This is a genomic window from Micromonospora sp. NPDC047465 (genome assembly GCF_040643125.1).
Lineage (GTDB): Bacteria > Actinomycetota > Actinomycetes > Mycobacteriales > Micromonosporaceae > Micromonospora.
The window spans coordinates 17,445-43,471 of record NZ_JBEYTP010000050.1; the positions used below are offsets into that span (position 1 = coordinate 17,445).

The 26,027-nt window shown below is 73.2% G+C and carries 21 protein-coding genes; 11 read left to right on the plus strand and 10 right to left on the minus strand.

Going from position 1 to position 26,027, the window contains the following annotated elements:
* Positions 1 to 29 precede the first annotated feature (29 nt).
* A complete protein-coding gene (locus ABZ793_RS30100) occupies positions 30 to 590 on the minus strand; it encodes a GNAT family N-acetyltransferase (protein ID WP_357463218.1) in 561 nt (186 codons plus the stop codon).
* On the minus strand, positions 587 to 2,653 hold the full coding sequence (locus tag ABZ793_RS30105) for a penicillin acylase family protein (RefSeq protein ID WP_357463221.1): 2,067 nt from the start codon (positions 2,651 to 2,653) through the stop codon (positions 587 to 589). Before ABZ793_RS30105 ends, ABZ793_RS30100 begins: the two co-directional genes overlap by 4 nt.
* Before the next feature lie 98 nt (positions 2,654 to 2,751).
* On the opposite strand from ABZ793_RS30105, the gene ABZ793_RS30110 reads away from it, so the two are divergent.
* From ABZ793_RS30110 to ABZ793_RS30140, 7 genes are all read left to right on the plus strand, one after another.
* Positions 2,752 to 3,462 (plus strand): siderophore-interacting protein, encoded by a 711-nt coding sequence (locus tag ABZ793_RS30110; protein ID WP_357463224.1) that lies wholly within the window; start codon positions 2,752 to 2,754, stop codon positions 3,460 to 3,462.
* Positions 3,459 to 4,697, plus strand: a complete 1,239-nt coding sequence (locus ABZ793_RS30115; protein ID WP_357463227.1) for an MFS transporter — start codon at positions 3,459 to 3,461, stop codon at positions 4,695 to 4,697. Before ABZ793_RS30110 ends, ABZ793_RS30115 begins: the two co-directional genes overlap by 4 nt.
* A 143-nt stretch (positions 4,698 to 4,840) precedes the next feature.
* On the plus strand, positions 4,841 to 6,397 hold the full coding sequence (locus ABZ793_RS30120) for an aspartate aminotransferase family protein (RefSeq protein ID WP_357463230.1): 1,557 nt from the start codon (positions 4,841 to 4,843) through the stop codon (positions 6,395 to 6,397).
* Positions 6,398 to 6,423: 26 nt separating this feature from the next.
* Positions 6,424 to 7,722 carry a lysine N(6)-hydroxylase/L-ornithine N(5)-oxygenase family protein gene (locus ABZ793_RS30125; protein WP_357463232.1) on the plus strand — a complete coding sequence of 433 codons (1,299 nt, stop codon included), beginning with the start codon at positions 6,424 to 6,426 and terminating at the stop codon, positions 7,720 to 7,722.
* A complete protein-coding gene (locus ABZ793_RS30130; protein ID WP_357463235.1) occupies positions 7,719 to 8,330 on the plus strand; it encodes a GNAT family N-acetyltransferase in 612 nt (203 codons plus the stop codon). The genes ABZ793_RS30125 and ABZ793_RS30130 overlap by 4 nt, the downstream gene beginning before the upstream one ends.
* Positions 8,327 to 10,138, plus strand: a complete 1,812-nt coding sequence (locus ABZ793_RS30135; RefSeq protein WP_357463238.1) for an IucA/IucC family siderophore biosynthesis protein — start codon at positions 8,327 to 8,329, stop codon at positions 10,136 to 10,138. Before ABZ793_RS30130 ends, ABZ793_RS30135 begins: the two co-directional genes overlap by 4 nt.
* Positions 10,135 to 11,643 carry an MFS transporter gene (locus tag ABZ793_RS30140; RefSeq protein ID WP_357463241.1) on the plus strand — a complete coding sequence of 503 codons (1,509 nt, stop codon included), beginning with the start codon at positions 10,135 to 10,137 and terminating at the stop codon, positions 11,641 to 11,643. The genes ABZ793_RS30135 and ABZ793_RS30140 overlap by 4 nt, the downstream gene beginning before the upstream one ends.
* Before the next feature lie 170 nt (positions 11,644 to 11,813).
* Here ABZ793_RS30140 and ABZ793_RS30145 read toward each other — a convergent pair whose 3' ends face one another.
* From ABZ793_RS30145 to ABZ793_RS30160, 4 genes are all read right to left on the minus strand, one after another.
* The gene (locus ABZ793_RS30145) at positions 11,814 to 12,374 is read right to left on the minus strand and encodes an NAD(P)H-dependent oxidoreductase (protein ID WP_357463244.1); all 561 of its coding nucleotides are present in this window, start codon (positions 12,372 to 12,374) and stop codon (positions 11,814 to 11,816) included.
* Positions 12,375 to 12,386: 12 nt separating this feature from the next.
* A complete protein-coding gene (locus ABZ793_RS30150) occupies positions 12,387 to 13,322 on the minus strand; it encodes an ROK family protein (protein WP_357463277.1) in 936 nt (311 codons plus the stop codon).
* Between the two features lie 60 nt (positions 13,323 to 13,382).
* Positions 13,383 to 13,736, minus strand: coding sequence for a DoxX family protein (locus tag ABZ793_RS30155; protein WP_357463247.1), 354 nt, complete (start codon positions 13,734 to 13,736; stop codon positions 13,383 to 13,385).
* A 91-nt stretch (positions 13,737 to 13,827) separates the two neighbouring features.
* Positions 13,828 to 14,259 (minus strand): type II 3-dehydroquinate dehydratase, encoded by a 432-nt coding sequence (locus tag ABZ793_RS30160; RefSeq protein WP_357463250.1) that lies wholly within the window; start codon positions 14,257 to 14,259, stop codon positions 13,828 to 13,830.
* A 336-nt stretch (positions 14,260 to 14,595) separates the two neighbouring features.
* On the opposite strand from ABZ793_RS30160, the gene ABZ793_RS30165 reads away from it, so the two are divergent.
* From ABZ793_RS30165 to ABZ793_RS30175, 3 genes are read left to right on the plus strand one after another with little or no spacing between them, the layout of a single operon-like run.
* Complete coding sequence (locus ABZ793_RS30165) at positions 14,596 to 15,759, plus strand: DegT/DnrJ/EryC1/StrS family aminotransferase (protein WP_357463253.1); 1,164 nt, start codon at positions 14,596 to 14,598, stop codon at positions 15,757 to 15,759.
* A complete protein-coding gene (locus tag ABZ793_RS30170) occupies positions 15,756 to 16,889 on the plus strand; it encodes a Gfo/Idh/MocA family oxidoreductase (protein WP_357463256.1) in 1,134 nt (377 codons plus the stop codon). Before ABZ793_RS30165 ends, ABZ793_RS30170 begins: the two co-directional genes overlap by 4 nt.
* Positions 16,890 to 16,926: 37 nt before the next feature.
* Positions 16,927 to 17,664, plus strand: a complete 738-nt coding sequence (locus tag ABZ793_RS30175; RefSeq protein WP_357463259.1) for an HAD-IA family hydrolase — start codon at positions 16,927 to 16,929, stop codon at positions 17,662 to 17,664.
* A gap of 189 nt (positions 17,665 to 17,853) precedes the next feature.
* On the opposite strand, the gene ABZ793_RS30180 is transcribed toward ABZ793_RS30175, so the two are convergent.
* Positions 17,854 to 19,059 (minus strand): MFS transporter, encoded by a 1,206-nt coding sequence (locus ABZ793_RS30180; RefSeq protein ID WP_357463262.1) that lies wholly within the window; start codon positions 19,057 to 19,059, stop codon positions 17,854 to 17,856.
* Positions 19,060 to 19,113: 54 nt separating this feature from the next.
* Between ABZ793_RS30180 and ABZ793_RS30185 the strand changes: the two genes are divergently transcribed.
* Positions 19,114 to 19,857, plus strand: coding sequence for a helix-turn-helix transcriptional regulator (locus ABZ793_RS30185; RefSeq protein WP_357463265.1), 744 nt, complete (start codon positions 19,114 to 19,116; stop codon positions 19,855 to 19,857).
* A 119-nt stretch (positions 19,858 to 19,976) separates the two neighbouring features.
* On the opposite strand, the gene ABZ793_RS30190 is transcribed toward ABZ793_RS30185, so the two are convergent.
* From ABZ793_RS30190 to ABZ793_RS30200, 3 genes are all read right to left on the minus strand, one after another.
* Entirely contained in the window at positions 19,977 to 20,957 is a 981-nt protein-coding gene (locus tag ABZ793_RS30190; protein ID WP_357463268.1) for a helix-turn-helix domain-containing protein, read from the minus strand.
* 137 nt (positions 20,958 to 21,094) lie between these two features.
* Entirely contained in the window at positions 21,095 to 24,856 is a 3,762-nt protein-coding gene (locus ABZ793_RS30195; protein WP_357463280.1) for a S8 family peptidase, read from the minus strand.
* A 238-nt stretch (positions 24,857 to 25,094) separates the two neighbouring features.
* On the minus strand, positions 25,095 to 26,027 hold a 933-nt coding region (locus tag ABZ793_RS30200), incomplete at its 5' end, for a condensation domain-containing protein (RefSeq protein WP_357463271.1).

Genomic DNA, 26,027 nt, shown 5'->3' on the forward strand with positions numbered 1-26,027 from the left:
CGCCGAAGGCGGTCCGGACCCGCCGGCCGTCAGACCGGTACGGGGTGATCCGACTCGAACCGGGCCCGGGTCAGGAACGCCAGCTGCGCCCGCTTGTCGGGCATGTCGACCTCGTCGCCGAAGGTGAAGCCCTCCCGCTCCAGCCGGTCCAGCGCGCGCTGGTTGCGCACGTCGGGCTCGACCACGATCCGCTGCCGGGTGGGGTCGCTGAACAGGTAGCGGGCGAGGGCGGGACCGACGGCGGTGGTGAGGCCGCGCGGCGGTCGGTTGCCGGGCGCGAGCAGCAGGTGCATCCCGACGTCGCCGGGCCGGACGGCGTAGCGCTCGCCGACCGGGTCCGCCTCCGGCTGGTAGGTCTGGAACAGGCCGATCGGCGTGTCGTCGAGCATGATCAGGTACGCGTGGTGGGTGGCGAGCCCGTCGACGAACTCGTAGATCTCCCGCACGTCGTCCACCGAGTACGAACCCATGCCCCAGAACGACGCCCGCGGCTCGGTCACCCAGCCGTGCACCAGTTCCGCGTGGCGCTTCGGGTCCAGCACGACGAGCGACAGCTCGCCGAATCCGGGGATCTTCTCCTGATAGGTCACGGTGTCTCTGCTCCTGGTTCCGGGGTGAGTTCTCGCCAGTCGGTGACCACCGGGACCAGCTCGCCGCCGGCCCACAGTGGGAGTTGGTCGTCGAAGTGCGGGTCACCGGGCCGTCCGGAGGCGCCGAACGGCACGACCCAGCGGCTGCGCGCGCGGTCGGTCAGGTCCCACACGTAGCGGGCCACCGGGCCGCGCCAGCACGCGTCGGACACGCCCGGGACGCTGGAGGTGGACAGCACGCAGTCGGTGTCGCCGGCCAGCGCGACCCGTTCCCGCATCGCGCGTACGGCCGCGTCGACCGCCGGCGCCACGCCGAGGTGGACCGGGTGCAGCACGTGCCGCCGGCCCCAGGGCCCGGGCGGGTCGCCCGCCGCGACGTCCGCCAGCGCTCCGGCCGCCACCGGGCCGACGTCCCCGCCGAGGCGGTGCAGCCCGGCGACCACCCCGTCGAGGGCGTGGCCGATGCGCGCCAGCGGGTCGGTCCACGGCGTGAACAGCGGGTCGAACGCGCTCGGGGCGCGCAGCGGGCGCAGGGTCGGGTGGTCGTGCAGCCGGCGGACCAGGGCCGCGCGCCAGGCGGCGAAGGCGCCGGCGTCCGTGCTGTCGGCCCCCATCCGCCCGTCCCAGGCGAGCAGCCGGTCCCGCAGGCGCCGCGCCGGCTCGCCGAGGCCGTCGGGGTCCAGCCGGTCGAGCACGCCGCGCAGGGTCGCGGCCTCCAGCCGGGTGTCCATGTGCACGGCCGCCGGGCCGGCACCGCCGGCCAGCAGGGCGCGGATGCGGCGGGCGCGGTGCGGCGGGGCGAAGTCGGCGCCGAGGTCGGCGGTGTCGGGGCGCCGGTCGTTGGCGCAGACCGCCACCCCGTTGACGGCGGTGCGGCGTGGTGGCGCGTAGCCGCCGTGCCACCGGTACCGCGGATCCCAGCCGGGCACCGGCTCCCGCCGGCACCGGTCGTCGCGGATCGGGACGAGCCCCGCGACCAGGTGGACCACCGCCCCGTGCCGGTCCGCGACGAGGACGCTGTTGACCGGCTCGACCCAGTCCCGCAGCGCGTCGGCGACGTCGTCGGCGCTTGTCGCCCGCAGCAGCGGCAGCAGCGCGTCGAAGCCGAGGCGCCCCTCGACCCGGCTGGGGGTGCGCAGGCTGATCGCCTCGCCGGTGTCCCGGTCGTGGTCGACAACCGGCCCCCGGGGCGTCTCGATCACCTCGACGGACTCCGGCTCGCCGCCGCGCACCTCGATCCGCTCGACGTGGCGGTGCGCCGGCGCCCAGCCGTCCGCCTCGCGGACCAGCACCCGGTCGCCGTCGCGGCGCACCTGTTCCCGGTAGAGGTCCTGGTAGTCGGCCATCGCGTTGGTGACCGCCCAGGCCACCTCGCCCGCGTGCCCGAAGTGGGGCAGGCCCGGGACGCCGGGGAACGCGAAGCCGAGCACGTCGAACTCGGGGCAGGCGAGGCGCACCTGCTGGTAGATGCCGGGCAGTTCGAGGATGCGGTGGGGGTCGCCGGCGACGACCGGCGCCCGGCCGGTGACCGGGTCGCCGGGCACCGCCCAGGCGTTGCTGCCCGAGCCGCCGGGTCCCTCGACGGCGAACAGGCCGGTCGCCGCCGGGCCGAGGGTGCTGGCGACGTGGGCGTGCCACAGCTTGTTGGGGAAGGTGGAGAAGAGCACGTGCTGGACGAGGAAGACGCCGAGCGGTGACCACGGTCGCCACGGGCCCGGCGCGCAGCCGACCGCCGCGAACTCGGGCGCCGCCGCGGCGCCCTCGGCGAGCCCCTCGTTGACCCCGTCCACATAGGCGGTGACCCACCGCCTGGTGGTGGGGGCGAGCCGGTCGAAGCAGCGCCGCGCGGTGTCGTCGAGGCGGGCGCGGCGGGCGAACCTGTCCCAGCCCAGCTCCGCGGGGCCGACGTGCTCGGCGAGGCGACCCTCCGAACGCCACCGTTCGACCTCGATCTGCCAGGCCCGGTCGACGGCGGCCACCCGCCCCTGGAGGCGGGCGAGGTCGTCGACGGTGTCGGCGCGCAGGTGCGGGACGCCCCACCGGTCGCGATAGACGCCGGTCATCGCGGTGCGGGTCGGATGGGCGGCCGTGCCGCCTGCCACAAGAACGTCAACTTAGGTTACCCTCCCCTAACTGAGGCAGACCTTACCTGGAGGGGTGCGTGAAGCGAAACTGGGAAGCCCTGGTGCTGAAGGCGATGGGCGGCCGTGACTTCCGGCTGACCGTGCTCGGCGCCGAGTCGGTGGGCGGGAACTACCGCCGCCTGCACATGGACGGCGGCGGGCTGCTGGAGGCGTGCGGCGTGCACCCCACCATGTGGGTCCGGCTGTGGTTCGACAACGACGGCCGGCCGCACCAGCGCGCGTACACCCTCGTCGACCCGGACCCGGCGACGGGCCGGTTCGACCTGGAGTTCGCCATCCACGACGGGTGCGCCGCCCGCTGGGCCGCGAACGCGAAGCCCGGCGACACCATCGACGCCATCATGCAGGGTAGCGCGTTCAGCCTGCCGGATCCCGCCCCGCGACACCTGTACCTGGTCGGCGACGCCGCCTCGCTCCCGGCGGTGAACAGCCTGCTCGACGCGGCCCCCGACGTCCCGGCCACGGTCTGGCTGGAGTACGCCGACGACGGCGAGAAGGCCCTGGCGCCGCGCGCCCGGGCGGGACACGAGGTCACGTGGGTGCCGCGCCGCGACGACGGGCGGCACCTGGTCGACACGGTCTGTGCCGCGCTGCCCGCCGCCGACGACGCGCACTACTGGGTGGCCTGCGAGGCGGCCAGCACGCGCGGCATCACCAGGCACCTGCGGCGGACGCTGGGCGTCGGCAAGCACCAGGTCACCTCGCTGGGCTACTGGAGCGCCCGGTGAAGGGTCGGCTCGGCACCCTCACCGCGCTCTACGTCACCCAGTACCTCGGCATCGGCTTCATCACCGTCGGGCTGACCGCCATCCTGCGCGACGGCGGCACCTCCCTCGACACGCTGGCGCTGCTGCAGTTCGTCGGCCTGGTCTGGCCGGTCAAGTTCCTCTGGGCGCCGATCCTCGACCGGTACGGCTCCCGCCGCCGCGGCCACTACCGGTCCTGGCTGCTGGTGCTCCAGGGCGGCCTGGTGCTGGCCCTGCTGGCGCTGCTGCCGTTCGGCCGCCCGGCCGAGCAGCTCGGCCCGGTCGTCGCGATCTGCGTCGCGTACGTGTTCCTCTCCGCGACGCAGGACATCGCCGTCGACGCGGTCGCCGTCCGGCTGCTGTCGGAGCGGTCGCGGGGCACCGGCAACGGGATCCAGGTCGCCGCGAGCTACGTCGGCAACCTGCTCGGCGGCGGCGCCTGCGTGATCGTCTACGACCGGTTCGGCTGGGTGCCCGCGATCCTGCTGCTGGCCGTGCTGACCGCCGTCGGCCTGCTGGTGGTGTGGCGGTTCCGGGAGCCCGCCCGCGCCGACCGCGTCCGCACCGGCCAGGCGTACCGGGCGCTGCTGTCCGTGTTCGGCCAGCCCGGCTGCCGGTGGTGGACCTTCGGCGTGGTGCCCCTGGTCTACACCGGAGCCGGCGCGGCGTACGCCCTTGTCACGCCGGCCCTGGTCGACGCGGACTGGTCGCTGGAGCGCATCGGTGTGGTGACCGGCGTGGTGACCAGCGTGCCGGCCGTCGTGGCCGGGCTGATCGCCGGGGTCGGGATCGGCCGGTTCGGGCGCGCCGGCGTGCTCGTCGCCGGGGGAGTGGCGCTGGCGGCGTCCACGGCGATGCTGCTGCCGCTGATGAACGGCCGCGCCCCGCTCGGCGGGACGGTCGCCGCGCTGTGCTGCTTCATGGCCGCGTACACGGTCGCCAACGTCGTGCTCTACACGGTCAACATGGACTACTCCCGCCCCGGCACGGGCGGCACGGACTTCACCGTGCTGTCGTCGTTCGGGCTGGTCTGCTCGTTCGTGGCCGCCTCCGTCGCGTTGGCCGCGGCCGGTCAGGTCGGTTATCCCGCGGTCGCGGTGGCCGCCATCGTCCTGGTGGGACTCGGCGTCGCGGTGGGCGTGGCGCACCAGCGGCGGTTCCGGCGCCCCGCCGGGGTGGCGTCCGGGGAGCGGGTGTTGGCGACGGTGCCGAACTGAGCGAAATCGATGCGACGCGGCAACATCTTTGACACGAACTTAGGTTAGGGTAACCTAAGTTCGCTCGATCATTGGATCGCGGGCGGAAGGGCGACGTCCACGTCCCCTGCCACCGTGTCCACTCCCGACCGCTGAGGACCCGCATGAGCCTGCCCGGATCCACCGTCCAGGCGCCGTCGACCGGGGTGAACCCCGGGACGAACGGCGCCCGCGCCCACCTGTTCACCGCCGGTTCGGTCGAGGACTACCGGCGCGTGCTGGCCGCCGGCATCGACCGGGTGGCGACCCGGGTGGCCGGCGCGGACCGGCCGTTCACGGGCGTGACACCGGACGAGCTGGCACCCCGGATCGCCGGCATCGACCTGGACCGGCCGCTCGGCGACACCGGCGCCGCGCTCGACGAGCTCCAGGACGTCTACCTGCGCGACGCCGTCTTCTTCCACCACCCCCGCTACCTGGCGCACCTCAACTGCCCGGTGGTGATCCCCGCGCTGCTCGCCGAGGCCGTGCTCAGCGCCGTCAACTCCTCCCTGGACACCTGGGACCAGAGCGCCGGGGGCACCCTGATCGAGCGCCGGCTGGTCGACTGGACGGCCGAGCGGATCGGCCTGGGGCCGGCCGCCGACGGCGTCTTCACCAGCGGCGGCACGCAGTCCAACCTCCAGGCGATGCTGCTGGCCCGCGAGGAGGCCTGCGCCAGGGTGACCGGCCGGGCGACCGGGCAGCCGTCCCGCCCGGAGCTGCTGTCCCGACTGCGCGTCGTCACCTCGGCGGCCGGCCACTTCAGCGTGCAGAAGGCGGCCAAGCTGCTCGGCCTCGGCGCGGACGCCGTGGTCACCGTGCCCACCGACACCGACCGGCGGATGCGCACGGACGAGCTGGCCCGCGAGATCGACCGCTGCCGAGGCGAGGGGCTGGTGGTGATGGCGGTGGTGGCCACCGCCGGCACCACCGACTTCGGCACCATCGACCCGCTGCCGCAGATCGCCGACGTCTGCGCGGCGGCCGGCGTCTGGCTGCACGTCGACGCCGCGTACGGCTGCGGGCTGCTGGTGTCGCCGACCCGGCGGCACCTGCTCGACGGCATCGAACGGGCCGACTCGGTCACCGTCGACTACCACAAGTCGTTCTTCCAGCCGGTCAGCTCCAGCGCCCTGCTGGTGCGCGACCGGCGGGTGCTGCGGCACGCCACCTGGCACGCCGACTACCTCAATCCCGCCCGGATGGTCGAGCAGCGCATCCCCAACCAGGTCGACAAGAGCATCCAGACCACCCGCCGCTTCGACGCGCTGAAGCTCTGGCTGACCCTGCGGATCATGGGGCCGGACGCCATCGGCGCGCTCTTCGACGAGGTGGTGGACCGGGCCGCCGACGCCTGGCAACTGCTCACCGAGGACCCCCGCTTCGAGGTGGTCACGCGGTCGCAGCTCAGCACCGTGGTCTTCCGCTACCTGCCGACCGGCCCCGGCCGCGACCTCGTCGACGACGCCAACCTGTACGCCCGCGAGGCGCTGGCGGCCTCCGGCGCCGGGCTGGTCGCCGGGACCAGGGTCGACGGCGCGCACCACCTCAAGTTCACCCTGCTCAACCCCGAGACCACGCTGGACGACATCGCCCACGTCCTCGACCTCGTCGCCGACCACGCCGGCTGGTACGCGCACACCAGGGCGACCGCCGAGCTGACCTGCCCCGTCGGCTGACGACCCGTCCCCGCTGGAGAGAACGCATGTCGACGCACGACTTCATCGCCGTCGGGCTGGGCCCGTACAACCTGGGCCTGGCCTGCCTGACCGAACCGATCGAGGACCTCGACGGCCTCTTCCTGGAGGCGCGGGACACCTTCAGCTGGCATCCCGGGATGCTGCTGGAGTCGACCCGCCTCCAGACGCCGTTCATCGCCGACCTGGTCACACTCGCCGACCCCACCTCCCCGTACTCCTTCCTGGCCTATTTGAAGGAGTCGGGGCGGCTCTACCCGTTCTACATCCGGGAGAGCTTCTTCCCGCTGCGCAGCGAGTACGACGACTACTGCCGCTGGGCCGCCGGCAGGCTCCGCGGCGTCCGCTTCGGACAGCGGGTCACGTCCGTCGAGTTCGACCCGGCCGACGAGCACTACGTCGTGCGGGCCACCGTGACCGCCACGGGGGAGCAGGTCACCCACCGCGCCCGGCACCTCGTGCTCGGCACCGGCACCCCGCCGCACGTGCCCGACGCCTGCCGGGGGCTCGGCGGCGACGCGATCCACAACTCGCAGTACCTGGAGCACCGGGCGGCGCTGCGCGCCAAGCGCAGCATCACCGTCGTCGGCAGCGGGCAGAGCGCGGCCGAGATCTACCACGACCTGCTCGGCGACATCGACGCCTGCGGCTACCAGCTGAACTGGGTCACCCGGTCGCCCCGGTTCTTCCCGCTCGAATACACCAAGCTGACCCTGGAGATGACGTCGCCGGACTACGTGGACTACTTCCACGCCCTGCCGGAGGCGACCCGCTACCGGCTGGAGTCCGCGCAGAAGGGGCTGTTCAAGGGCATCAACGCCGACCTCATCAACGACATCTACGACCTGCTCTACGCCAAGAGCATCGGCGGCCCGGTACGCACCCGGCTGCTGACCAACACCGCGCTGACCGACGCCGCGTACGACGAGCCGAGCGGGACGTACGCGCTGGGGCTGCGCAACGTCGAGCAGGACCGCGAATTCACCCTGGACACCGAGGGTCTCGTGCTCGCCACCGGCTACCACTACCGGGTCCCGGAGTTCCTGGAGCCGGTGCGCGACCGCATCCGCTGGGACGGCCACGGCCGCTTCGACGTGGCCCGCAACTACAGCATCGACCACACCGGCCGGGGCATCTTCCTGCAGAACGCCGGCACCCACACGCACAGCATCACCTCACCCGACCTGGGCATGGGCCCGTACCGCAACTCGTGCATCATCCGCGAGCTGCTCGGCCGCGAGCACTACCCGGTCGAGAAGAGCATCGCCTTCCAGGAGTTCGGCGCGCCGGCCGGGGCCGCGTCGTGACCGAGGTCGTCCACCGTCGCGTTGACGACCGGCTCGGCGAGTTCGCGCTGCGTACGCTCGACCCGGACGCCGACGCCGCGCTGCTGCACCGTTGGGTGACCCACCCGAAGGCGGCGTTCTGGCTGATGCAGGACGCCGACGTGGCCCTGGTCGCGCAGGAGTACCGGCGGATCGCCGCGCACCCGCACCACGACGCGTTCCTCGGCCTGCACGACGGGCGACCCGCCTTCCTCGCCGAGCGGTACGACCCCGCCCGCGTCGAACTCGTCGGCCTGCACGACGCGGCCGACGGCGACGTCGGCATGCACTTCCTCTGCGCGCCCACCGACGCGCCCGTGCACGGCTTCACCCGCGCGGTGATCACCACCGTGCTGGCGTGGCTGTTCGCCGACCCGGCCACCCGGCGGGTCGTCGTCGAGCCCGACGTGCGCAACACGGCGGTGCACGCGCTCAACGCGGCCGTCGGCTTCACCGTCGTCGGCCGGATCGCCAAGCCGGAGAAGGACGCGCTGCTCAGCGTCTGCACCCGCGCCCAGTTCGAGGCCGCGACCGGCGCCGGCGCGACCGACACCCACCCCGCCGCAACCCGAGGAGACCTGCCCGCGTGAACCCCTCCGCATCCGTGGCCCACCTGACGCCGGAGAGCTGGGCCCGCGCCAACCGGCTGTTGGTCCGCAAGGCCCTGGCCGAGTTCGCCCACGAACGGCTGCTCGCACCCGAGCCGGTCCCCGCCGACGCGGACGGCCCGGCGGCGGGGGAGCGCCGCTACGAGGTGCGCGGCGACGACGGCGACGTGGTCTACCGGTTCACCGCGAGTCTGCTGGCCCTGGACCACTGGCGGATCGACGCCGACAGCGTCACCCGCCACCGCGGCGACACGGAGCTGCCGTTGGACGCCCTCGAGTTCTGCCTCGACCTGCGCGGCGCGCTGGGCCTCAGCGACGAGATCCTCCCCGTCTATCTGGAGGAGATCAGCTCCACCCTCGCCAGCACCGCGTACAAGCTCGACAAGCCGGCGGTGCGCGCCGCCGACCTCGCCCGGGCGGACTTCCAGACCATCGAGACCGAGATGACCGAGGGCCACCCCGGCTTCGTCGCGAACAACGGCCGGATCGGCTTCGGCATCGACGAATACCGCGCGTACGCGCCGGAGGCCGCCCGCCCGGTCCGGCTGATCTGGCTGGCCGCGCACCGGGACCGGACCACCTTCACCTGCGCCGCCGACCTCGACTACGACACGCTGCTCCGCGACGAACTCGGCGACGACACCCTCGCCGCCTTCGCGGGCACCCTGACCGGGCTCGGCCTCGACCCGGCCGACTACCTGCTCATCCCCGTGCATCCGTGGCAGTGGTGGAACCGAATCTCCGTCACGTTCGCCGCCGAGGTGGCGCAGCGCCGGCTGGTGTGCCTCGGCCCCGGCCCGGACGAGTACCTCGCTCAGCAGTCCATCCGCACCTTCTTCAACGTCACCGACCCGACCCGGCACTACGTCAAGACGGCGCTGTCCGTGCTGAACATGGGCTTCCTGCGGGGACTGTCCGCCGCGTACATGGAGGCCACCCCGGCGATCAACGACTGGCTCGCCGACCTGATCGACGGCGACGAGATCCTCAAGCGCACCGGGCTGACGATCATCCGCGAGCGGGCCGCCATCGGGTACCGGCACCTGGAGTACGAGGCGGCGACCGACCGGTACTCCCCGTACCGGAAGATGCTGGCCGCGCTGTGGCGGGAGAGCCCGGTGCCCGGCCTGGAACCGGGCCGGCGACTGGCCACCATGGCGTCCCTGCTGCACACCGACCGCGACGGCCGGTCGTTCGCCGCCGCGCTGATCGCGCAGTCCGGGCTGGCGCCGCAGGTGTGGCTACGCCGCTACCTCGACGCCTACCTCACCCCGCTGCTGCACAGCTTCTACGCCCACGACCTGGCCTTCATGCCGCACGGCGAGAACGTCATCCTCGTCCTGGACGGCGGGACGGTCGAGCGGGCCATCTTCAAGGACATCGCCGAGGAGATCGTGGTGATGGACCCGGACACCGACCTGCCCCCGCAGGTGGGGCGGGTGCGCGCCGACGTGCCCGAGGACATGAAGCTGCTGTCGATCTTCACCGACGTCTTCGACTGCTTCCTGCGCTACCTCAACGCGATCCTGGTCACCGAGGGCGTGCTGGACGAGGACGCTTTCTGGCGCACCGTCGCCCGGTGCGCGGCCGACTACGCCGACAGCGTCCCGCACCTGGCCGAGCGGCTGCGGCGCTACGACCTCTTCGCCCCGGAGTTCGCGCTGTCCTGCCTCAACCGGCTCCAACTGCGCAACAACCGGCAGATGGTCGACCTCGCCGACCCGTCGGCCGCGCTGCAACTGGTCGGCACCCTGGCCAACCCCATCGCCCGCTTCGCGCCGACCCGATGACCGCCACGACTGTCGCGCCCGCCGGCGGGACAGCAGTCGGCGGCGCGGGCGGCCGGGTGCGGGGCCGGTGGCTGATCCTCGGCGTGCTCTGCCTCGCCCAGGTCACCGTGGTGCTCGACAACACGGTGCTGACCGTGGCCATCCCGGTGCTCACGACCGAGCTGTCCGCCAGCACCGCCGACGTCCAGTGGATGATCAACGCGTACGCCCTGGTCCAGTGCGGCCTGCTGCTCACCGCGGGCAGCGCCGCCGACCGGTACGGCCGCCGCCGGATGCTGCTGGCCGGTCTCGTGCTGTTCGGGCTCGGGTCCCTGGCGGCCGGGCTCGCGCAGTCCGGCGGCCAGCTGATCGCCGCCCGGGCCGGGATGGGGATCGGCGGCGCGCTCCTGGTCACCGCCACCCTCGCGGTGGCGATGCAGGTCTTCGACGACGCCGAGCGGTCCCGTGCGATCGGGCTCTGGGCCGCGGCGAGCGCGCTGGGGTTCGCGGCCGGGCCGCCGTTCGGCGGGCTCGTTCTCGCCCACCTGCCCTGGGGGGCGATCTTCCTGGTCAACGTCCCGATCGTGCTGGTCTGCCTGGTGGCGGCGTGGGCGCTGGTGCCGGAGTCGCGCCGCCCGACCGGCGGCCGCCTCGACCTGGGCGGGGTGCTGCTCTCCACGGCGGGCCTGACCGCGGTGGTCTACGCGATCATCGCGGGGCCGGAGCGGGGCTGGACGGCCGCCCCGGTGCTGGGCGCGGCCGGCGCGGGGATGCTCCTCCTCGCCGCCTTCGTGGCCTGGGAGCGGCGGGTCGCCGACCCGATGCTGGACATGCACTTCTTCCGCAGCCGACGCTTCGTGGGCGCGGTCTCCGGGGTCGTCCTGATCACCTTCGGCGCCACCGGCGCGCTGTTCCTGCTGACCCAGCACCTGCAGTTCGTGCGCGGCTACCCGGCCTGGGAGGCGGGGCTGCGGATGGTGCCGTTCGCGCTCTCCATCGTCCTGCTCAACGTGGCCGGCGTCGCCGCCCGGGTGATCCGCCGGCTCGGGCTGCCCCGGTCGATCGCGTTCGGGATGACGCTGCTCGCCGGCGGACTCGCCCTCATCACCCACGCCCCGACGGACGGCTACGGGGTGCTGCTGCCGGGGCTGCTCGTGATGGGCGCCGGCTGTGCCGTGGCGAACCCGGCCATCGTCGAGGCGGTGATGAGCGCGATCCCGCCGGAGAAGGCGGGGGCCGGGGCGGGGGTGGACGGCACCATGACGGAGGTCGGCAGCAGCCTCGGCGTCGCCGTGCTCGGCGCGATCCTGAACGCCCGGTTCGCCGCCCTGCTGCCCGCCGCGCTGGCCGGCGCCGGGTCGTTCCCCGCCGCCCTGGCGGCCGCCGGGACGGAAGCGGAACGCGAGCTCGTCGCCGCCGCGTTCCGCTCCGCGCTGGAGACCGGCCAGACGGTGGGCGCGGTGGCCGTCTTCGCCGGCGGCTGCGTCGCCGCCGCGCTGCTGCGCCGGGCCGAGCGGGCCGGCTGAGGCCAGTCGCGCCTGAGCCGGTGGACGCCGCATCGCACGGCATGACACTGCTGGTACCGCTTGCGGGCCGAAGGCGGGTGGCCGGCCGCCCTTCGAACCGAGTTCGCGCCTGTTGTCGTCTGCCGGCTCCTGACGGCCGACTACGGTGAGGGGGCGACTTGGCGGGCGCGTCAGCTCCGGCGAAGCGTCCGCAGCGCGCCGGCCCAGGCAACCACCTCGTCGAGCATGGTGCCGAGGGCCTGCTCGTGGTGGGCCGCCGGCCGGAAGTCGCGGAAGTTCACGAAGTCGGTCGTCAGGGAGAGCGCGACCTGCGACCGGACGTCGGCCACCCCGAGCTGCCCGAGCACCAGCCGCAGGTGCTCGGCCGCGCGGGTGCCGCCGTGCACGCCGTAGCTGACGAGACCGGCGGACGTGTGCTGCCACTCCTGGAAGAGGAAGTCGACGGCGTCCTTCAGCGCGCCCGGGATCGAGTGGTTGTACTCCGGGGTGACGAAGACGAACCCGTCGAACCCGGCCACCGTTGCCGCCCACCGGCGCACGGCCGGACGCGTCGACGGCGCCATCGACGGCGGCAGCACCTCGTCGAAGTGCGGCAGGCGGTAGTCGGCGATGTCGACCAGTTCGACGGTGAGGTCGGCCCGCTTGGCGGCGAGGTCCCGCACCCAGCGCGCCACGACGTCGGCCTTGCGTCCGGGCCGCGTACTGCCGACGACGACACCGATCCTGACCATGGTTGATCTCCTCTACGGGGTGGGGACGGGGCTGGCGGGGGCCGGCGCGGCGCTCAGGCTCCGGGCCAGCTCCACCGCGCCGTGCAGGGACGACAGGCCGCCGAGGGCGGCGGGGAGCACCGGCGGCGCCGGACGGCCGGGGCGGCCCGCCGACAGGGCGTGCTCGGCGACGAGCGGGACGAGGCCGGGCAGCCCGGCGGCGAACCCGCCGCCGACGATCGCCGCCGCCGGGTCCAGCAGTTCGCCGAGGCTGACCACGGCCGCCGCCAGGGCGCGGCAGCTCGTGTCGACCGCGTCGACCGCCCATTCGCGGCCCTCACGCAGCCCGTCGCGCAGATCGTCGAAGCTCACCTCGGCTCCCCGAGCGGCGGCTGCCCGGCGCAGGGTGGCCGGACCGGACGCGACCGACTGGAGGCAGCCGCGCCGGCCGCAGTCGCAGCGCGGACCGTCGAGGGCGACGACCATGTGCCCGATCTCCGCCGAGGACCGGCCCGGCAGGGGCCGTCCCGCCAGCACCACGCCGCCGCCGACGCCGGTGCCGACGCCCAGGTAGACCACGTCGTCGCGGCCGGCGTGCCGGGCCTCCGCCAGCGCCGCGAGGTCACCGTCGTCGGCGACGGCCGTCGCCGCGCCGGGGAAGAGCCGATTCAGGGCGTCGGTGAGGTCCAGGCCGGCCCAGCTCGGCCGGCCGGGCCACGTCGTGACGGCGCCCGCCGCGTCCGTGGTCGCCGGCATCGCCACCCCGACCGCGCCGACCGGCCCCCACACGTCGCGCAGCCGGGTCACCTCGGCGGCCAACGCGGCCAGGTCCGCGGTTGCGTCGGCGCCGTGCGGCCAGCGGAAGGTCCGGTCGTACGCCGGCCGGCCGGCCGCCTCGGCGCGCAGTGCCACCTTGGTGCCGCCGACGTCGACGCCCAGCACCCCGACGGGGCCCCGCCGGTCGGGCACGGCGGCGGAACGCTGCGGGTCGGGCTCGGCGGCGGGACGCTGCGGGTCGGGCACGGCGACTCAGCCCTTGAGCACGTGGAGGACCGCCAGCGCCACCGCGGCGACGGCGAAGACCGCCGGCGTCAGGGTCTCGGCGGCCGGGTCCTTCACGCGGACGTGGTAGACCACCGCGCCGACCATCTGCAGGGCGATGCCGACGGCCGCCGCGATACCCAGCGGCGCCCAGATCAGCCCGAGCAGCAGCCCGGCGATCGCGGCGACCTCCAGCACCCCGAGCACGCGGGTCATGCCGGGGGAGACGCCCAGGCGGTCCATCCGCTGGCGCATCTGCGCCTTCCCGGCCAGCTTCGGCACTGAGGTGCTGACGAAGACCGCGGCGAGGATGACGGTCAGGGCGATGACAGGAATGTGCATGTGGGGTCCTTCGGGTGAGGTGGGAGGACGCGGACGACCGTACCGGTGCCGGATGGGCGCGGCCGGCGGCGGAGGCCGGCGCGCCTGGTCCTCACCGGACGGTCGCGACGAGGGCGCGGGCGGCCAGCCGGTAGCCCAACGACCCGAGCCCGACGATGACGCCGCTGGCCAGCGGGGCGATGACGGAGTCGTGCCGGAAGCTCTCCCGGGCCCAGACGTTGGACAGGTGCACCTCGATGAAGGGCCGCGGGTAGTTGGCCAGCGCGTCGCGCAGGCTCCAGCCGGCGATCATCAGCGCGCCCGGGTTGACGATGGCGCCGACGGTGTCGTACCGGCTCTGGATCGCGCGGATCAGGGCGCCCTCGCAGTCGTGCTGCTCGGCCACCACCCGCCAGCCTCGCGCGGCGACCTCCTCGCCGACGGCCCGTTCGATGTCGTCGAGGGTGTCGGTGCCGTAGATCTCCGGCTCCCGCCTGCCGAGGATGCCCAGGTTCGGGCCGTTGAGCAGCAGCACGTCCGACACGCTTCACCTCGCGGGGGCGCGGGTCCTGTCCCGGCAGGGCCCGATGAGTGGTCCTCCGCAGTCTTACTGCGCGGCCGGCGGGGGGCGACCCGGCGACGGCCCGCGCGCGGGTGGAGTAAGGGGTGCGTAGGGGCTGTTAGGGGCGGTGACCCGGCGCCCGGTTCGGTTACCGTCCTCCCTGCTGAAGCGACGCCGCCGGCTCCACGGGGGCGTCACCTACCTCGAACCGGCCATCCAACGCCCCGGTGCGCCCGGACCGCGTACCGGCGGTCCCGGGTCGTCGCGCCCGATGTCCGGCGAAGCCCCTGGTCTGTCCGAGTTGGGAAGTGGGAAGTCATGAGTGGTCAGCCCTCGATGGTGTCGGAGCTCCCCGAGTGGCCGCAGTTCGGTGACGAGGAGCGCGCCGGTCTGATCCGCGCCCTCGAGCAGGGCCAGTGGTGGCGAATGGGCGGTAGTGAGGTCGACTCCTTCGAGCAGGAGTTCGGCGCCTACCACGGCACGCCGCACGCGCTCGCCGTCACCAACGGCACCCACGCCCTCGAGGTCGCCCTGGAGGTGCTCGGCGTCGGCCCCGGCACCGAGGTGATCGTCCCGGCCTTCACGTTCATCTCGTCGTCGCTGGCCGCGCAGCGCCTGGGCGCCGTCGCCGTGCCGGTCGACGTCAACCTGGACACCTACAACATGGACCCGGCCGCGGTCGAGGCCGCCATCACGCCGCGTACCAAGGTCATCATGCCGGTGCACATGGCCGGTCAGTTCGCCGACATGGACGCGCTGAGCAAGCTCGCCGCCGACGCCGGGGTGGCGCTGCTCCAGGACGCCGCGCACGCCCAGGGCGCGCAGTGGCAGGGCAAGCGGGCCGGGGAGCTCGGCTCGGTGGCCGCGTTCAGCTTCCAGAACGGCAAGCTGATGACCGCCGGCGAGGGCGGCGCGATCCTCTTCCCCGACGAGGAGCTGCGCGAGCGGGCGTTCCTCGTGCACAGCTGCGGCCGGCCCCGCACCGACCGGGACTACCTGCACAGCACCACCGGCTCGAACTACCGGATGGGTGAGTTCACCGCCGCCGTGCTGCGCGCCCAGTTGGGCCGGCTGGACGAGCAGATCGCGGTGCGCGAGCAGCGCTGGCCGCTGCTGGCGAGCCTGCTCGCCGAGATCCCGGGCGTGGTGCCGCAGGGTCGCGACGAGCGCGGCGACCGCAACCCGCACTACATGGCCATGTTCCGGGTCCCCGGGATCACCATGGAGCGCCGCCGCGCCGTGGTGGACGCGCTGATCGCGCGGGGCGTCCCCGCGTTCGTGGCGTTCCGGGCCATCTACCGGTGCGAGGGCTTCTGGAAGGCCGGCGCCCCCGACGAGTCGGTCGAGGCGATCGCGGCCCGCTGCCCCAACGTCGAGCAGATCCACGCCGATTGCATCTGGCTGCACCACCGCACCCTGCTCGGCACCGAGCAGCAGATGCACGAGATCGCGGCTGTGCTCGCCGACGTCCTCGCCGGATGACCGGCCTGCCCTCGGCTGCCGCGACCGACCGTCCGGTGCGGGTCGTGGTGGCCGGCCTCGGGTGGGCCGGGCGGGAGATCTGGCTGCCCCGGCTCGCCGCGCACCCGGGTTTCACGGTGACCGCCGTGGTCGACCCGGAGCCCGGCGTCCGCGACCGGGCCCGCGACAGCTACCACGTCCCCGCCGCGTACGCCGACGTCGACGAGCTGCCGGTCGGCGCCGCCGACCTGGTGGTGGTCGCCGTGCCGAACCACCTGCACGCCGCCGTCGCCGCCCGGCTGCTGCGCCGGGGCGTACCGGTGTTCCTGGAGAAGCCGGTCTGCCTGACCTCCGCCGAGTCGACCCTGCTCGCGGAGTCGGAGCGCGACGGCGGCGCGGTGCTGCTCGCCGGCAGCGCTGCCCGCTACCGGGCCGACGTCCGGGCGCTGGCCGACGCGGCCGGCGAGCTGGGGCCGATCCGGCACGTCGACGTGGCCTGGGTTCGCGCCCGGGGCGTGCCCGACGCCGGCGGCTGGTTCACCCGGCGCGACCTCTCCGGCGGCGGCGCGCTGGTGGACCTCGGCTGGCACCTGCTCGACACGGTGCTGCCGATGCTCGGCCCGACCCGGATCACCCATGCCGTCGGCAGCGTCTCCGACGACTTCGTCAACGACAGCGCGGCCCACGCCGCCTGGCGTAGCGACGCCGACACCGCCGGCCGCGCCGCTGGCGACGTCGAGGACACCGCCCGGGGTTTCCTGCTCACCGACACCGGCGCGTCCGTCACCCTGCACGCGTGCTGGGCCTCGCACGAGGCGCTGGACCGTACGACGATCACGGTGCACGGCGCGGCCGGCTCGGCGACGCTGCGCTGCACGTTCGGCTTCAGCCCGAACCGGGATCCGGAGCCGGTGCTGACCCGCACCCGCGACGGCGAGACCGTCCGGCTGCCGCTGCCCGCCGAGCCGATCGGCACCGAGTACGCCCGCCAGCTCGACGCCCTCCCCGGCCTGCTCGCCGACCCCGCCAGCCGGGGCGCGGCCGTCGCCGAGGCGGGGCGCACCATCGACATCATCGAACGCATCTACCACTGCGCCCGGCCCACCCGGCCGGAGCGGCAGCACGCGCTGGCGGGCCATCGCGACCGGTGAGAACCACCGTCGACCCCACTCGCTTCCGGGAGCAGCAATGAGCCACCCACCATCCACCGTGGACGCGACACCGGCCACCTCCGACGCGGCCTCGGCCGTGGTCGACGTGGCCGGCCCGGCGTCGGCCCGGGGGCCGATCCGGGCGGTCGTGTTCGACCTCGACGGCGTCGTGGTCGACAGCTCGGCCGTGATGCGTGAGGCGTTCAGCATCGCGTACGCCGAGGTGGTGGGGGACGGGCCGGCCCCGTTCGAGGAGTACAACCGGCACATGGGTCGGTACTTCCCGGACATCATGCGGCTCATGGGGCTGCCGCTGGAGATGGAGGAGCCCTTCGTCCGGGAGAGCTACCGGATGGCGCACCTCGTGCCGCTGTTCCCCGGCGTACGGGAGACGCTGGAGACCCTGCACGAGCGGGGGATCCGGATGGCCATCGCCACCGGCAAGAGTGGGCCGCGGGCGCGCTCGCTGCTCGACACGCTCGGGGTGCTGGGGCTGTTCGACCATGTGATCGGGTCCGACGAGGTGGCCCGCCCGAAGCCGGCACCGGACATCGTGCTCCAGGCGCTGGGGCTGATGGACGTGCCGGCGAACCAGGCCATGATGGTCGGGGACGCGGTGATCGACCTGATGAGCGGGCGCGAGGCGGGGGCGACGACCGTGGCCACGACGTGGCACGGCGGGGATGTCAGTGCGCTGCTGGCCGCCGGGCCGGATCTGGTCGCGCACGCGCCGGGGGACCTGCTCGAGCACTGTCCGGCGGCCCTGGTTCCCTGACCTGGCACTGGACGCCGCACGAACCGGTCAGCGACATGCGCCATCGCCTCGTCCAGGATGACCCGGTCGAGACTACGCGCTGGCACGCGGCCACCGCACGATCTTCGGTTTCCTCACCACCATTGATGATCAACGCGGTGGCCGTTCTCATGCCCGTGCCACGCCCGACGCCGAAGCCACGTGGGAATCTCAGTCAACGGAAGTCGGGGAGGGCAGGACCGGCTGGTTCTGTTCCGCGCGTCCCTCGAGATCGGGCTTCGGCACTTCCGGGTCAGTTAGGGTTCGGAACAACAGCCAGCTGAGCATCGGCATGAGGATGAGCGGCGTCAGTGCGGTTCGCAGCGACGTCGCATCGGCCACAGCGCCGATGACAGGGCTGGCGAGGCCGCCGATGCTGACGGTCAGGCCGAGGGTGATGCCGCTGGCGGTGCCGACCCTCGTGGGCAGGTAGTCCTGCCCGAGGGTGACCTGGAGCGAGAAGGGCACATAGAGGCCGGCCGAGGTCAGGGCCACGAACAGATAGGTGGCCGGTCCAGGCACCCACACCACGCCCGCGATCGCGATGACGGTGATCGCGTAGGACCAGCGGGAGACTGCCACCCGGCCCCATCGGGCTGCCGCCGAACCGCCCAGCACCGAGCCGATCACACCCCCCAGGTAGAGCACGAACAGGGCGGCGGTGCCCGCCGCAGAGCTGCCGTTCGTGCGCTGCTGGGCGTACAGGGAGATGAACGTGCTCAGGCCGACGAAGGCGATCGACCGGAACACCACGGCCAGCGTCAGCCGCACGAACGAGGCGGTGTCGTCGCGCCCGACCGGCGCCGATGCTCCGCTTTCGGCGCTCCTGCGCTTGGCCAGAGCGCGCAGGACGGGCAAGGCCATCGCAGTGCCAGCGAGAGCCGGCACCACCATCAGCGGCGTCCAGCCCAGGCCACCGATGGCCGCGACGGCGGCGACCATCAGCGGCGCCAGCGCGAAGCCGACGTTGCCGCCGGTGGCGAAGTACGCCATGGCGGTGTGGCTGCCGTCACTGGCTTCGCGGGCGATGCGCGCGGATTCGGGGTGGTAGGCGGCCACCCCGATGCCGGAGATCGCCACGAAGAAGAGAGTGAGTGCGTAGCTGCCGCTCAGTCCGCTCAGCGCGATGCCCACCCCGCCCAACATGGTGCCGACAGGCAGCAGCCAGGGCATTGCCCGGCGGTCGGTGAGCGCGCCGAACAGCGGCTGCGCGACCGACGACAGCAGCGAGGCAGCGAGCACGATGCCAGATGCCGTCGCGTAGGTGTACGCCCGTTCGGCGACGAACAACGGCACCAGCGCCGCGACGGTGCCCTGGTAGATGTCGACGCAGGCATGGCCGACGGAGAGCAGAGTGATTGAGGTTCTCCTTCGCACTCGGCGATGGTTCCAACTCACCACCCTGTCGGGCTTCCGATAAGCTGCCAACCAATGACGGAAATCCGCCACGATCCGGTGGCCCCCACACGTGCTCAGCAGCTCGCGTCCGGGGGCGAGATCGACGCGCACCGCCACGACGATCACCAGATCGTCTACGCCGCCCGCGGGGTCTTGGCCGTCACGACCAGCGGAGGATCCTGGGTCGCCCCCGGCACGCGCGCTATCTGGGTGCCGGCCGGCACGGTGCACGCCCACCGGGCCTACGGCGAGCTGGACCTGCACCTGGTCGGATTGCCGGCAACGGACAACCCGCTCGGCCTGGACACTCCGACCGTGCTCACCGTCGGCCCGCTGCTGCGCGAACTGATTGTCGCCTACACCCGCGACGGGAACGGAGACAGCCCCGAACGGGCCCGCCTGCGCGCCGTGCTGCTCGACCAGCTCCGGGCCTCTCCCCAGCAACCGCTGCACGTTCCGGCCCCCACCGAGCCCATGCTGCGGACCGTGTGCGCCATCCTGCAGGCCGACCCGGGCGACAACCGTACGCTCGCGGAACTCGGCCGTGAGGTGGGCGCCAGCGACCGCACCCTGTCCCGGATGTTTCGCCGCGACCTCAGCATGACCTTCCCGCAGTGGCGCACCCAGCTACGCCTGCACCACGCGCTGATCCTGCTGGCCGACAAGACGCCGGTCACCGTCGTGGCCCACCGCTGCGGCTGGTCGTCGGCGAGCGCCTTCATCGACGTGTTCCGCCGCACCCTCGGCCACACCCCAGGCACCTACCCGGCCGTCTAGCTCACGGCCGCGGACGCGCCGATGTCCCTGGCGCTGTACATGGGGGCGCAGTTCGTTCGTGCCGCCGAGGATCTCCCTGCGCCGCCGCTTCCTGGGCTGGCTGAGGTGAGCGCCGCCGCTTACGCCCAACCGTGGCGGGCGGCGTACCAGCCGAGCTGCATCCGGGTCTCCACCCCCGCCAGGTCCATCAGGTGGCGCAGGCGTCGTTGCAGGGTGCGCAGCGACAGGTCGAGCTGGGCGGCGACGACCTGGTCGGTGAGCCCGGCCAGCAGCAGCGCCAGGATCCTGCGGTCCAGTTCGGTCGGAGCGTCGGTGCCGGCTCCGGCGTCCTCGGTCAGGCTCGCCGAGGCGGTCAGTTCGAGCGGGTGGGCGTGCCGCCACACGACCTCGAAGAGTGCGTCCATCGCGGCCAGCAGCCCGGTGCGGTGCAGCAGCACCGCGCCGGGCTCGCCCCCTGGCGTGGCGGTCAACGGCACCAGGGCCAGTTCCGCGTCGGCCAGGATGAGCTTGATCGGCAACGACTCGACCACCCGCACCTGGACGCCGCTGCGCAGGGACTCGAGGGTCTGGGCGACTACCCCGGGCTCGGCGAGCGCCGGGCGGTCCACCACGACCCGGAACCGTACCCCCTGGTCCACCGCCACCGACTCCACCGCGTTGCTCCCTGGCGGTACGGCGATGAAGGGCAGCGTGACGAAGCTGCGCACCTCGGTACGGGCGGCCTGCTGCACCTGGGCGAACCGGTGGCGGACCGCGTCAACGCCGGTGACCACCTCGATCAGTTCGTCGATGGTGCGCCCCGCGACCGCCCCGCGGTAGTCCTCGGCGAGCGTGACGAGCGCCAGTTCGGCGCTGCGGAGCGCGTTGCGCCGCTCGCTGATGAGCGCGCCGAGCGCGACGGCGGGCGGCGCCACCGAGAACACGCCGTCCGATCCGCGCTTTACCAGGCCGCAGGCCAGCAGGTGGGACAGCGTCGCCTCGACCGCCGCGGTGGGCATCCGCAGGGCGTCGCCCAGCTCGTCCGGGCCGGCCTGCGCGCGCCGGACCAGCAAACTGTAGACCGCCTCGTCCTCGGGGCTCAGGCCCAACGCGGCCAGCATCGGTGGCTGCCTCCCTCCGCCCGTGACGACGCGGAGAGTATGGGCCATGCTCATGGATCTTGAACAGTCCCGGGCGCCGGTCGGGTGGCCGGGAGGGGCCCCGGGACGAGCTGAGTCCCGGAGCCCCGCCAACCACATCACCGCACGCCGTACGCCCGGATGATCGTCTGGCGTACGCCGTTGCCGCGCTCGTCGGTGAGGTCGACGCGCAGGGAGACGTTCTTCCCGGCGGCCGCCGACTGGTCCACGGTGGTAACGAATCCGGCCCCCTTTCGGGTGACGGTCACCTCCTGCCACGTCGTCCCGTCGTCGAAGGAGACCCACGCCTGCGCCGCCGTGATCCGCCCGGCGTCGTAGTCGCGCTGACCGGCGCCGCCGAAGCCGATCTCGAACCCGGCGGTCGCCGGGGTCAGGTTCCGCGTGTCGACGGCGAGTTCGTAGGACGGGACCAGGATCGGCAGGCCGTAGAGGCCGTTGTCGGACGGCCGCTGCGACCGGAACCGGAACTCCGTCTCGGTGCTGTAGAAGAGGCTCCAGTTCGGATGGTTGGGCGGCCCGGGGTTGAACCGCCCGGTCGTCACCCGCAGCCGGTAGGCCGCGTCGGCGTCCGGCACGTCCCAGATCGCCTGCGGCCAGGCGCTCCGCCCGAGGCTGACGTCGTTGGCGAACAGCTCCGCGTTGCCGACGTCGCCGAAGCCGCCGATGCCGTAATGGTCGGGGTCGGTGTCACCCCATACCAGCATCGCCGCGCCGATCAGGCCCTCCTGCCTTTCGGCGATGCGCTCCGGCGACAGGTCCGCCCGCCGGGTGCCGGTCGAGCGCATCGGGCCGCGATACCAGTCCTCCGACCGGGCGGACCCCGCTTCGGCGGTCCGCGGCGCGGCGAACATCGTCTCGTCCCGGACGCTCGCCCCGGCCATGAGGCGCTGGGTCTGCACACCGGCGGTCACGAACGAGGCCCGTTCGACCGGAACGGCGAAAGTGTCGGAGACGAGCGACACGGCGCTGGGGTAGTTCGCCGGGAAGAACTGGATTCCGTCGACAATGACCCGGTTGGTGCGGGTGGAATGGATCCGCTCGTCGACCCGGGCCAATTTCTCCTCTCTGACCTGCAGCGGCACGTCCGGCTGGGTCATCCGCTCGTCCGCGAACGCCACGTTGTAGACGTAGGGGCTCGTGACGACGGCGTCCCAGGCCAGGGTCACCGGTCCGGCGGCCAGCGCAGCCCGCAGGGCGGACTCCTCCGTGGCGGTGACCGTCAGACCCGGGATGGTCGACGCGGCGGTCGCGGACCAGCGGCCCGGCTCGTTCCGTCCGAACAGGACGGCCTTGACGTCTGCGGCCGCGGCGGCGGTGAGGACCTTCGCGACATCGGTCGAGTGCACCAGCGCGATCTTCCCGGTCGCCGCGGCCAGCTCCGCCTGGCTGCCTGCTCCGGCGTCGACCAGCTCGGCGGTGCCGGATCCGTCGAACCGGGTCGGCACGGCGGCCTGGAGCCGGCTCGGCCCGATGTAGACGGGGTTGAGAGCGATCCCGCCGGTAGTGCGCAGGGCCAGCTCGGGGGCGTACAGCCGGTAGTAGCTGCCCAGCTGGAAGCCGCCGTCGGTGACCGGCGTGGTCCGGCCGACGTAGACCTCGTCGACGGACTTCCCGCCGGTGTAGCCGCCGCTGATGTACGCGGTGTCCCACCAGCGGCCGTACTCCACCGCGACACTTTGCGCCTCGATCGGCCGCTCGGCGGTGACCTTTTGCCGGATCGCCGTCCGGGCGTCGTAGGTGATGGTCCGGTCGACGTCGTCGTTGTTGACCACCAACTCCGGGTCGCCCATGAACGTCACCGAGTGGACCAGGCCGTTCGCCCCGGTGGTGCCCGCGTCACGGCTGGCGATCACGGCGTTGATCGAGTAGCGGCCCTCGCGCAGCCGCAGCGTCGGCTCGGTCGTGAACGACGCGAACCGCAGGGCGGTCAGCCGGTCCGCGTCCACGACGTCCACGAACGACGGCGTGGCCGGCGCCTCGCCGCGGCGGTCGATCAGCTTCAGCTTCACGGTGACCGAGTGCGGCTCCAGGTATGCCGCGATCGCCGTGACGACGGTGCTGCCGTCGGCTGCGGTGGCAACGAGCCGGGCCCCGATCGCGCCGTACTCGGCGGCCCTCAGCTTGACGGCTGGGTCGAGGACGACGGGCACCTCGGCCGTGCCGTGCGCTGGGACGGTGACCGTGCCGATCCCGGCCGCGAACGTCCGCTTCGGCAGCGGCGCTCCGTTCTCGGCGGTCGCTCCGGCGATCGCGAGGTCGAACGCGACCGCCTTGTCACCGGTGTTGGTGAGTGTGACCGTCGTCGTGGTCTTCGACTGGTGCAGGTGCGGCCAGGCGTACGATCCCGCGTCGACGACACCGGGGCCGACGACCGCCGCGGTCAGCGGGCGCAGCGCGTCGACGACACCGGCGCCCACCTCGTGCACCCGGCCCGTGGTGCTGGGCGTCGCCGCCGAGATCAGCGCCGCCTTGCGCTGCTGCGCCGTCCAGCCGGGGTGCTTCTGCTTCAGCAACGCGGCAACCGCGGCGACGTGCGGGGTCGCCATCGACGTGCCCGACATCCGGGTGTACCCGCCGGTGCCGGACTCGGCCGCGAGGATCTCCACACCCGGCGCGGCGATCTCGGGCTTGACGGTGTGGGTGCCGGTGACCGGGCCGCGGCTGGTGAACCGTGCGGTTTGACCCGCGGAGTCCACCGCGCCCACGGTGAGAACGTCCTTCGCGCAGGCGGGCGCGCTGATCGTCTGGAGCGTGGGGCCCGCGTTGCCGGCGGCGACCACGAACAGCGAGGCGCTCTGCTGCGCGAGCGCCTGCGCGGCGACGCCGATCGGATCGGTGCAGTCGGTGCCGACGCTGCCGCCGAGGCTCATGCTGATCACGTCGGCCTTCTGGTCGACGGCCCATTGCATGCCGTTGATGATCCAGGATTCCTGGCCCCGGCCGTAACCGTCGAGCACCTTGCCGATGAGCAGCTTCGCGCCGGGCGCGACGCCCTTCTCGACACCGCCGGAGGCAGCGCCGGTGCCCGCGACCGTCGACGCGACATGGGTGCCGTGCCCGTTCAGGTCCACGTCGGCGCCACCGGAGTCGGTGGTGAAGTTTTTCGCGCCGGCCACCTGCCCGGCGAGATCCGGGTGCTTGCCGTCGTAGCCGGAGTCGAGGACGGCCACCGTGGTGCCCGTCCCGTCGAAGCCCGCCGCCCACGCCTGCGGGGCGTGGATCTGCGCGGCACTCTCGGCCATCGCCACGCTGACCCGCTCGTCCAGCCACAGCTTCGTGATGGCCGGCCCGTCACCGTCGATCAGGTCGCGCCAGAACTCCGCGGCGCGGTCCTTGTCCGCCGACAGGGCGACGGCGTCCGCGACCGGCAGGATCGCCTCGACGGTCGCGCCCTGCGGGGCCTGCGGCGCTTGGCGGGTACGCGTCACCGCGCCCCCGTACGTGGCGAGCAACGGCAGGGCTGCGGCCGACCGGTCGTCGTAGCCCTGGCGTACCAGCGCGCTGACGTTGAACAGCTGCTCGTCGAGGGTGCCCTCGGAGATCATCGGGACCGCGCGGGCCGGGACGACGTAGACGTCATCGCGGAAGACGCGGGTGATGTAGCCGTCCGGGTCGGCGTTCGGGCCCGGGACGAGCGACGCCGACGGGCGGCCCGCGGCGTCGACGGAGTACACGGCGAGGTCGCCGGTGATCAGTGTGACCGGTGTACCGGCCGGGGTCGCCGTGCCGGACGCCGAGCCGACGATCGGCCGCTGCGGCGGGGCCGCGGCGGCCGGCGCCGCGGCGGCAGCAACGCTCACCGTCAGGGCGACGACACCCACGGCCCGGCCGAACCGGACCCATCGGGGGTGGACAGACATGGGATTTCCTTCCGCGAAGGCGTGGTCTGCACGGATCGTGGCAGCGCATCGTCTCGCGGAATACGGATCACGGCTGGCGGTTCTGCGCCTTGGCGGTACCCCGCCACTGCCGGTGATGTCCAGCCGGACTTTGATCAGATGCCGGCAGGCTCCTTCGGTCACGCCGGTGGCGATCGGCCATCCGGGCGACAATGCCGGCTTCCCGCAGGTGAGATGTGCGAAGGTCGTGACGGCCCGCTCAGTGTGTCGGATCGTCGTCGACCTGGGGTCCGGCTTCGAGGAAGCGCAGCATCGACGCGGCCAGCACCTCGGCGACAGGAGGCGGGACCAGGTCGGTGCGGATGGTGACGCGCAGGAGGACGTCCTCTTCGCCGGGAAGCACCTCGACGAGGCAGGCGCCCGACCACTCCTGGGCATACGGGTCGACGACCTCCTCGGCGCGGCAGCCAGGCAGGTCCAGCGGAAGGACGACGTTGTCCTGGTAGGCGAAGGTGGGCAGGCTGTTGGCCACCTCCCGGGACACGCCGACGGCCGGGTCGGCGGTGCTTTCCAGGAAGGGGATGTCCTGCGCGGCCATCAGCTCGTCGATGGTCTGCTGGACCGCCCGCGCCAGGTCCTTCGCCGGCCCGTTGGAGCCGTCGAAGCGGACCCGGAGGCAGTTGGAGTTGATCCGGCTCGTGAAGGTGGAGTCGAGGATGCGGCTACCGCGTTGGGCGACGATCATCAGCATGCCGATGTCGGTCTGCCCATGGATGGCGCGCAGTGCGGTGGCGTAGGCGGCGGCGAAGTAGGCGGAGCGGCTGAACCGGTGTTCGCGGGCGACGCGGTCCCAGCGTGCCAACACGTTGCCGGTGACGGTGACCGTGTGCCCGGTCTTCGGGCCCCAGGCCGGGGTCTGCTCCAGGAGCGCCTGGGGCCGGCCTCCGCCCTGGCGGGAGAGTCCGCGTAGCTGCTCGCGCCAGTAGGCCCGCTGGGTCTCCAGGTCGGCGGCGTCGCGCAGCCGGGTGTACTCGTCGTGGAACTGACGCAGGGTGGGTGCGGACTGGTCCCAGACCGGGGTCTTTCCGGCGAGCCGGGCGGTGTAGGCGTGGCTGAGGTCGTGGACGAGGAGGGCGTGTGACCATCCGTCGAAGGCGATGTGGTGGATGCCGACGCCGAAGAGGATGCGGTT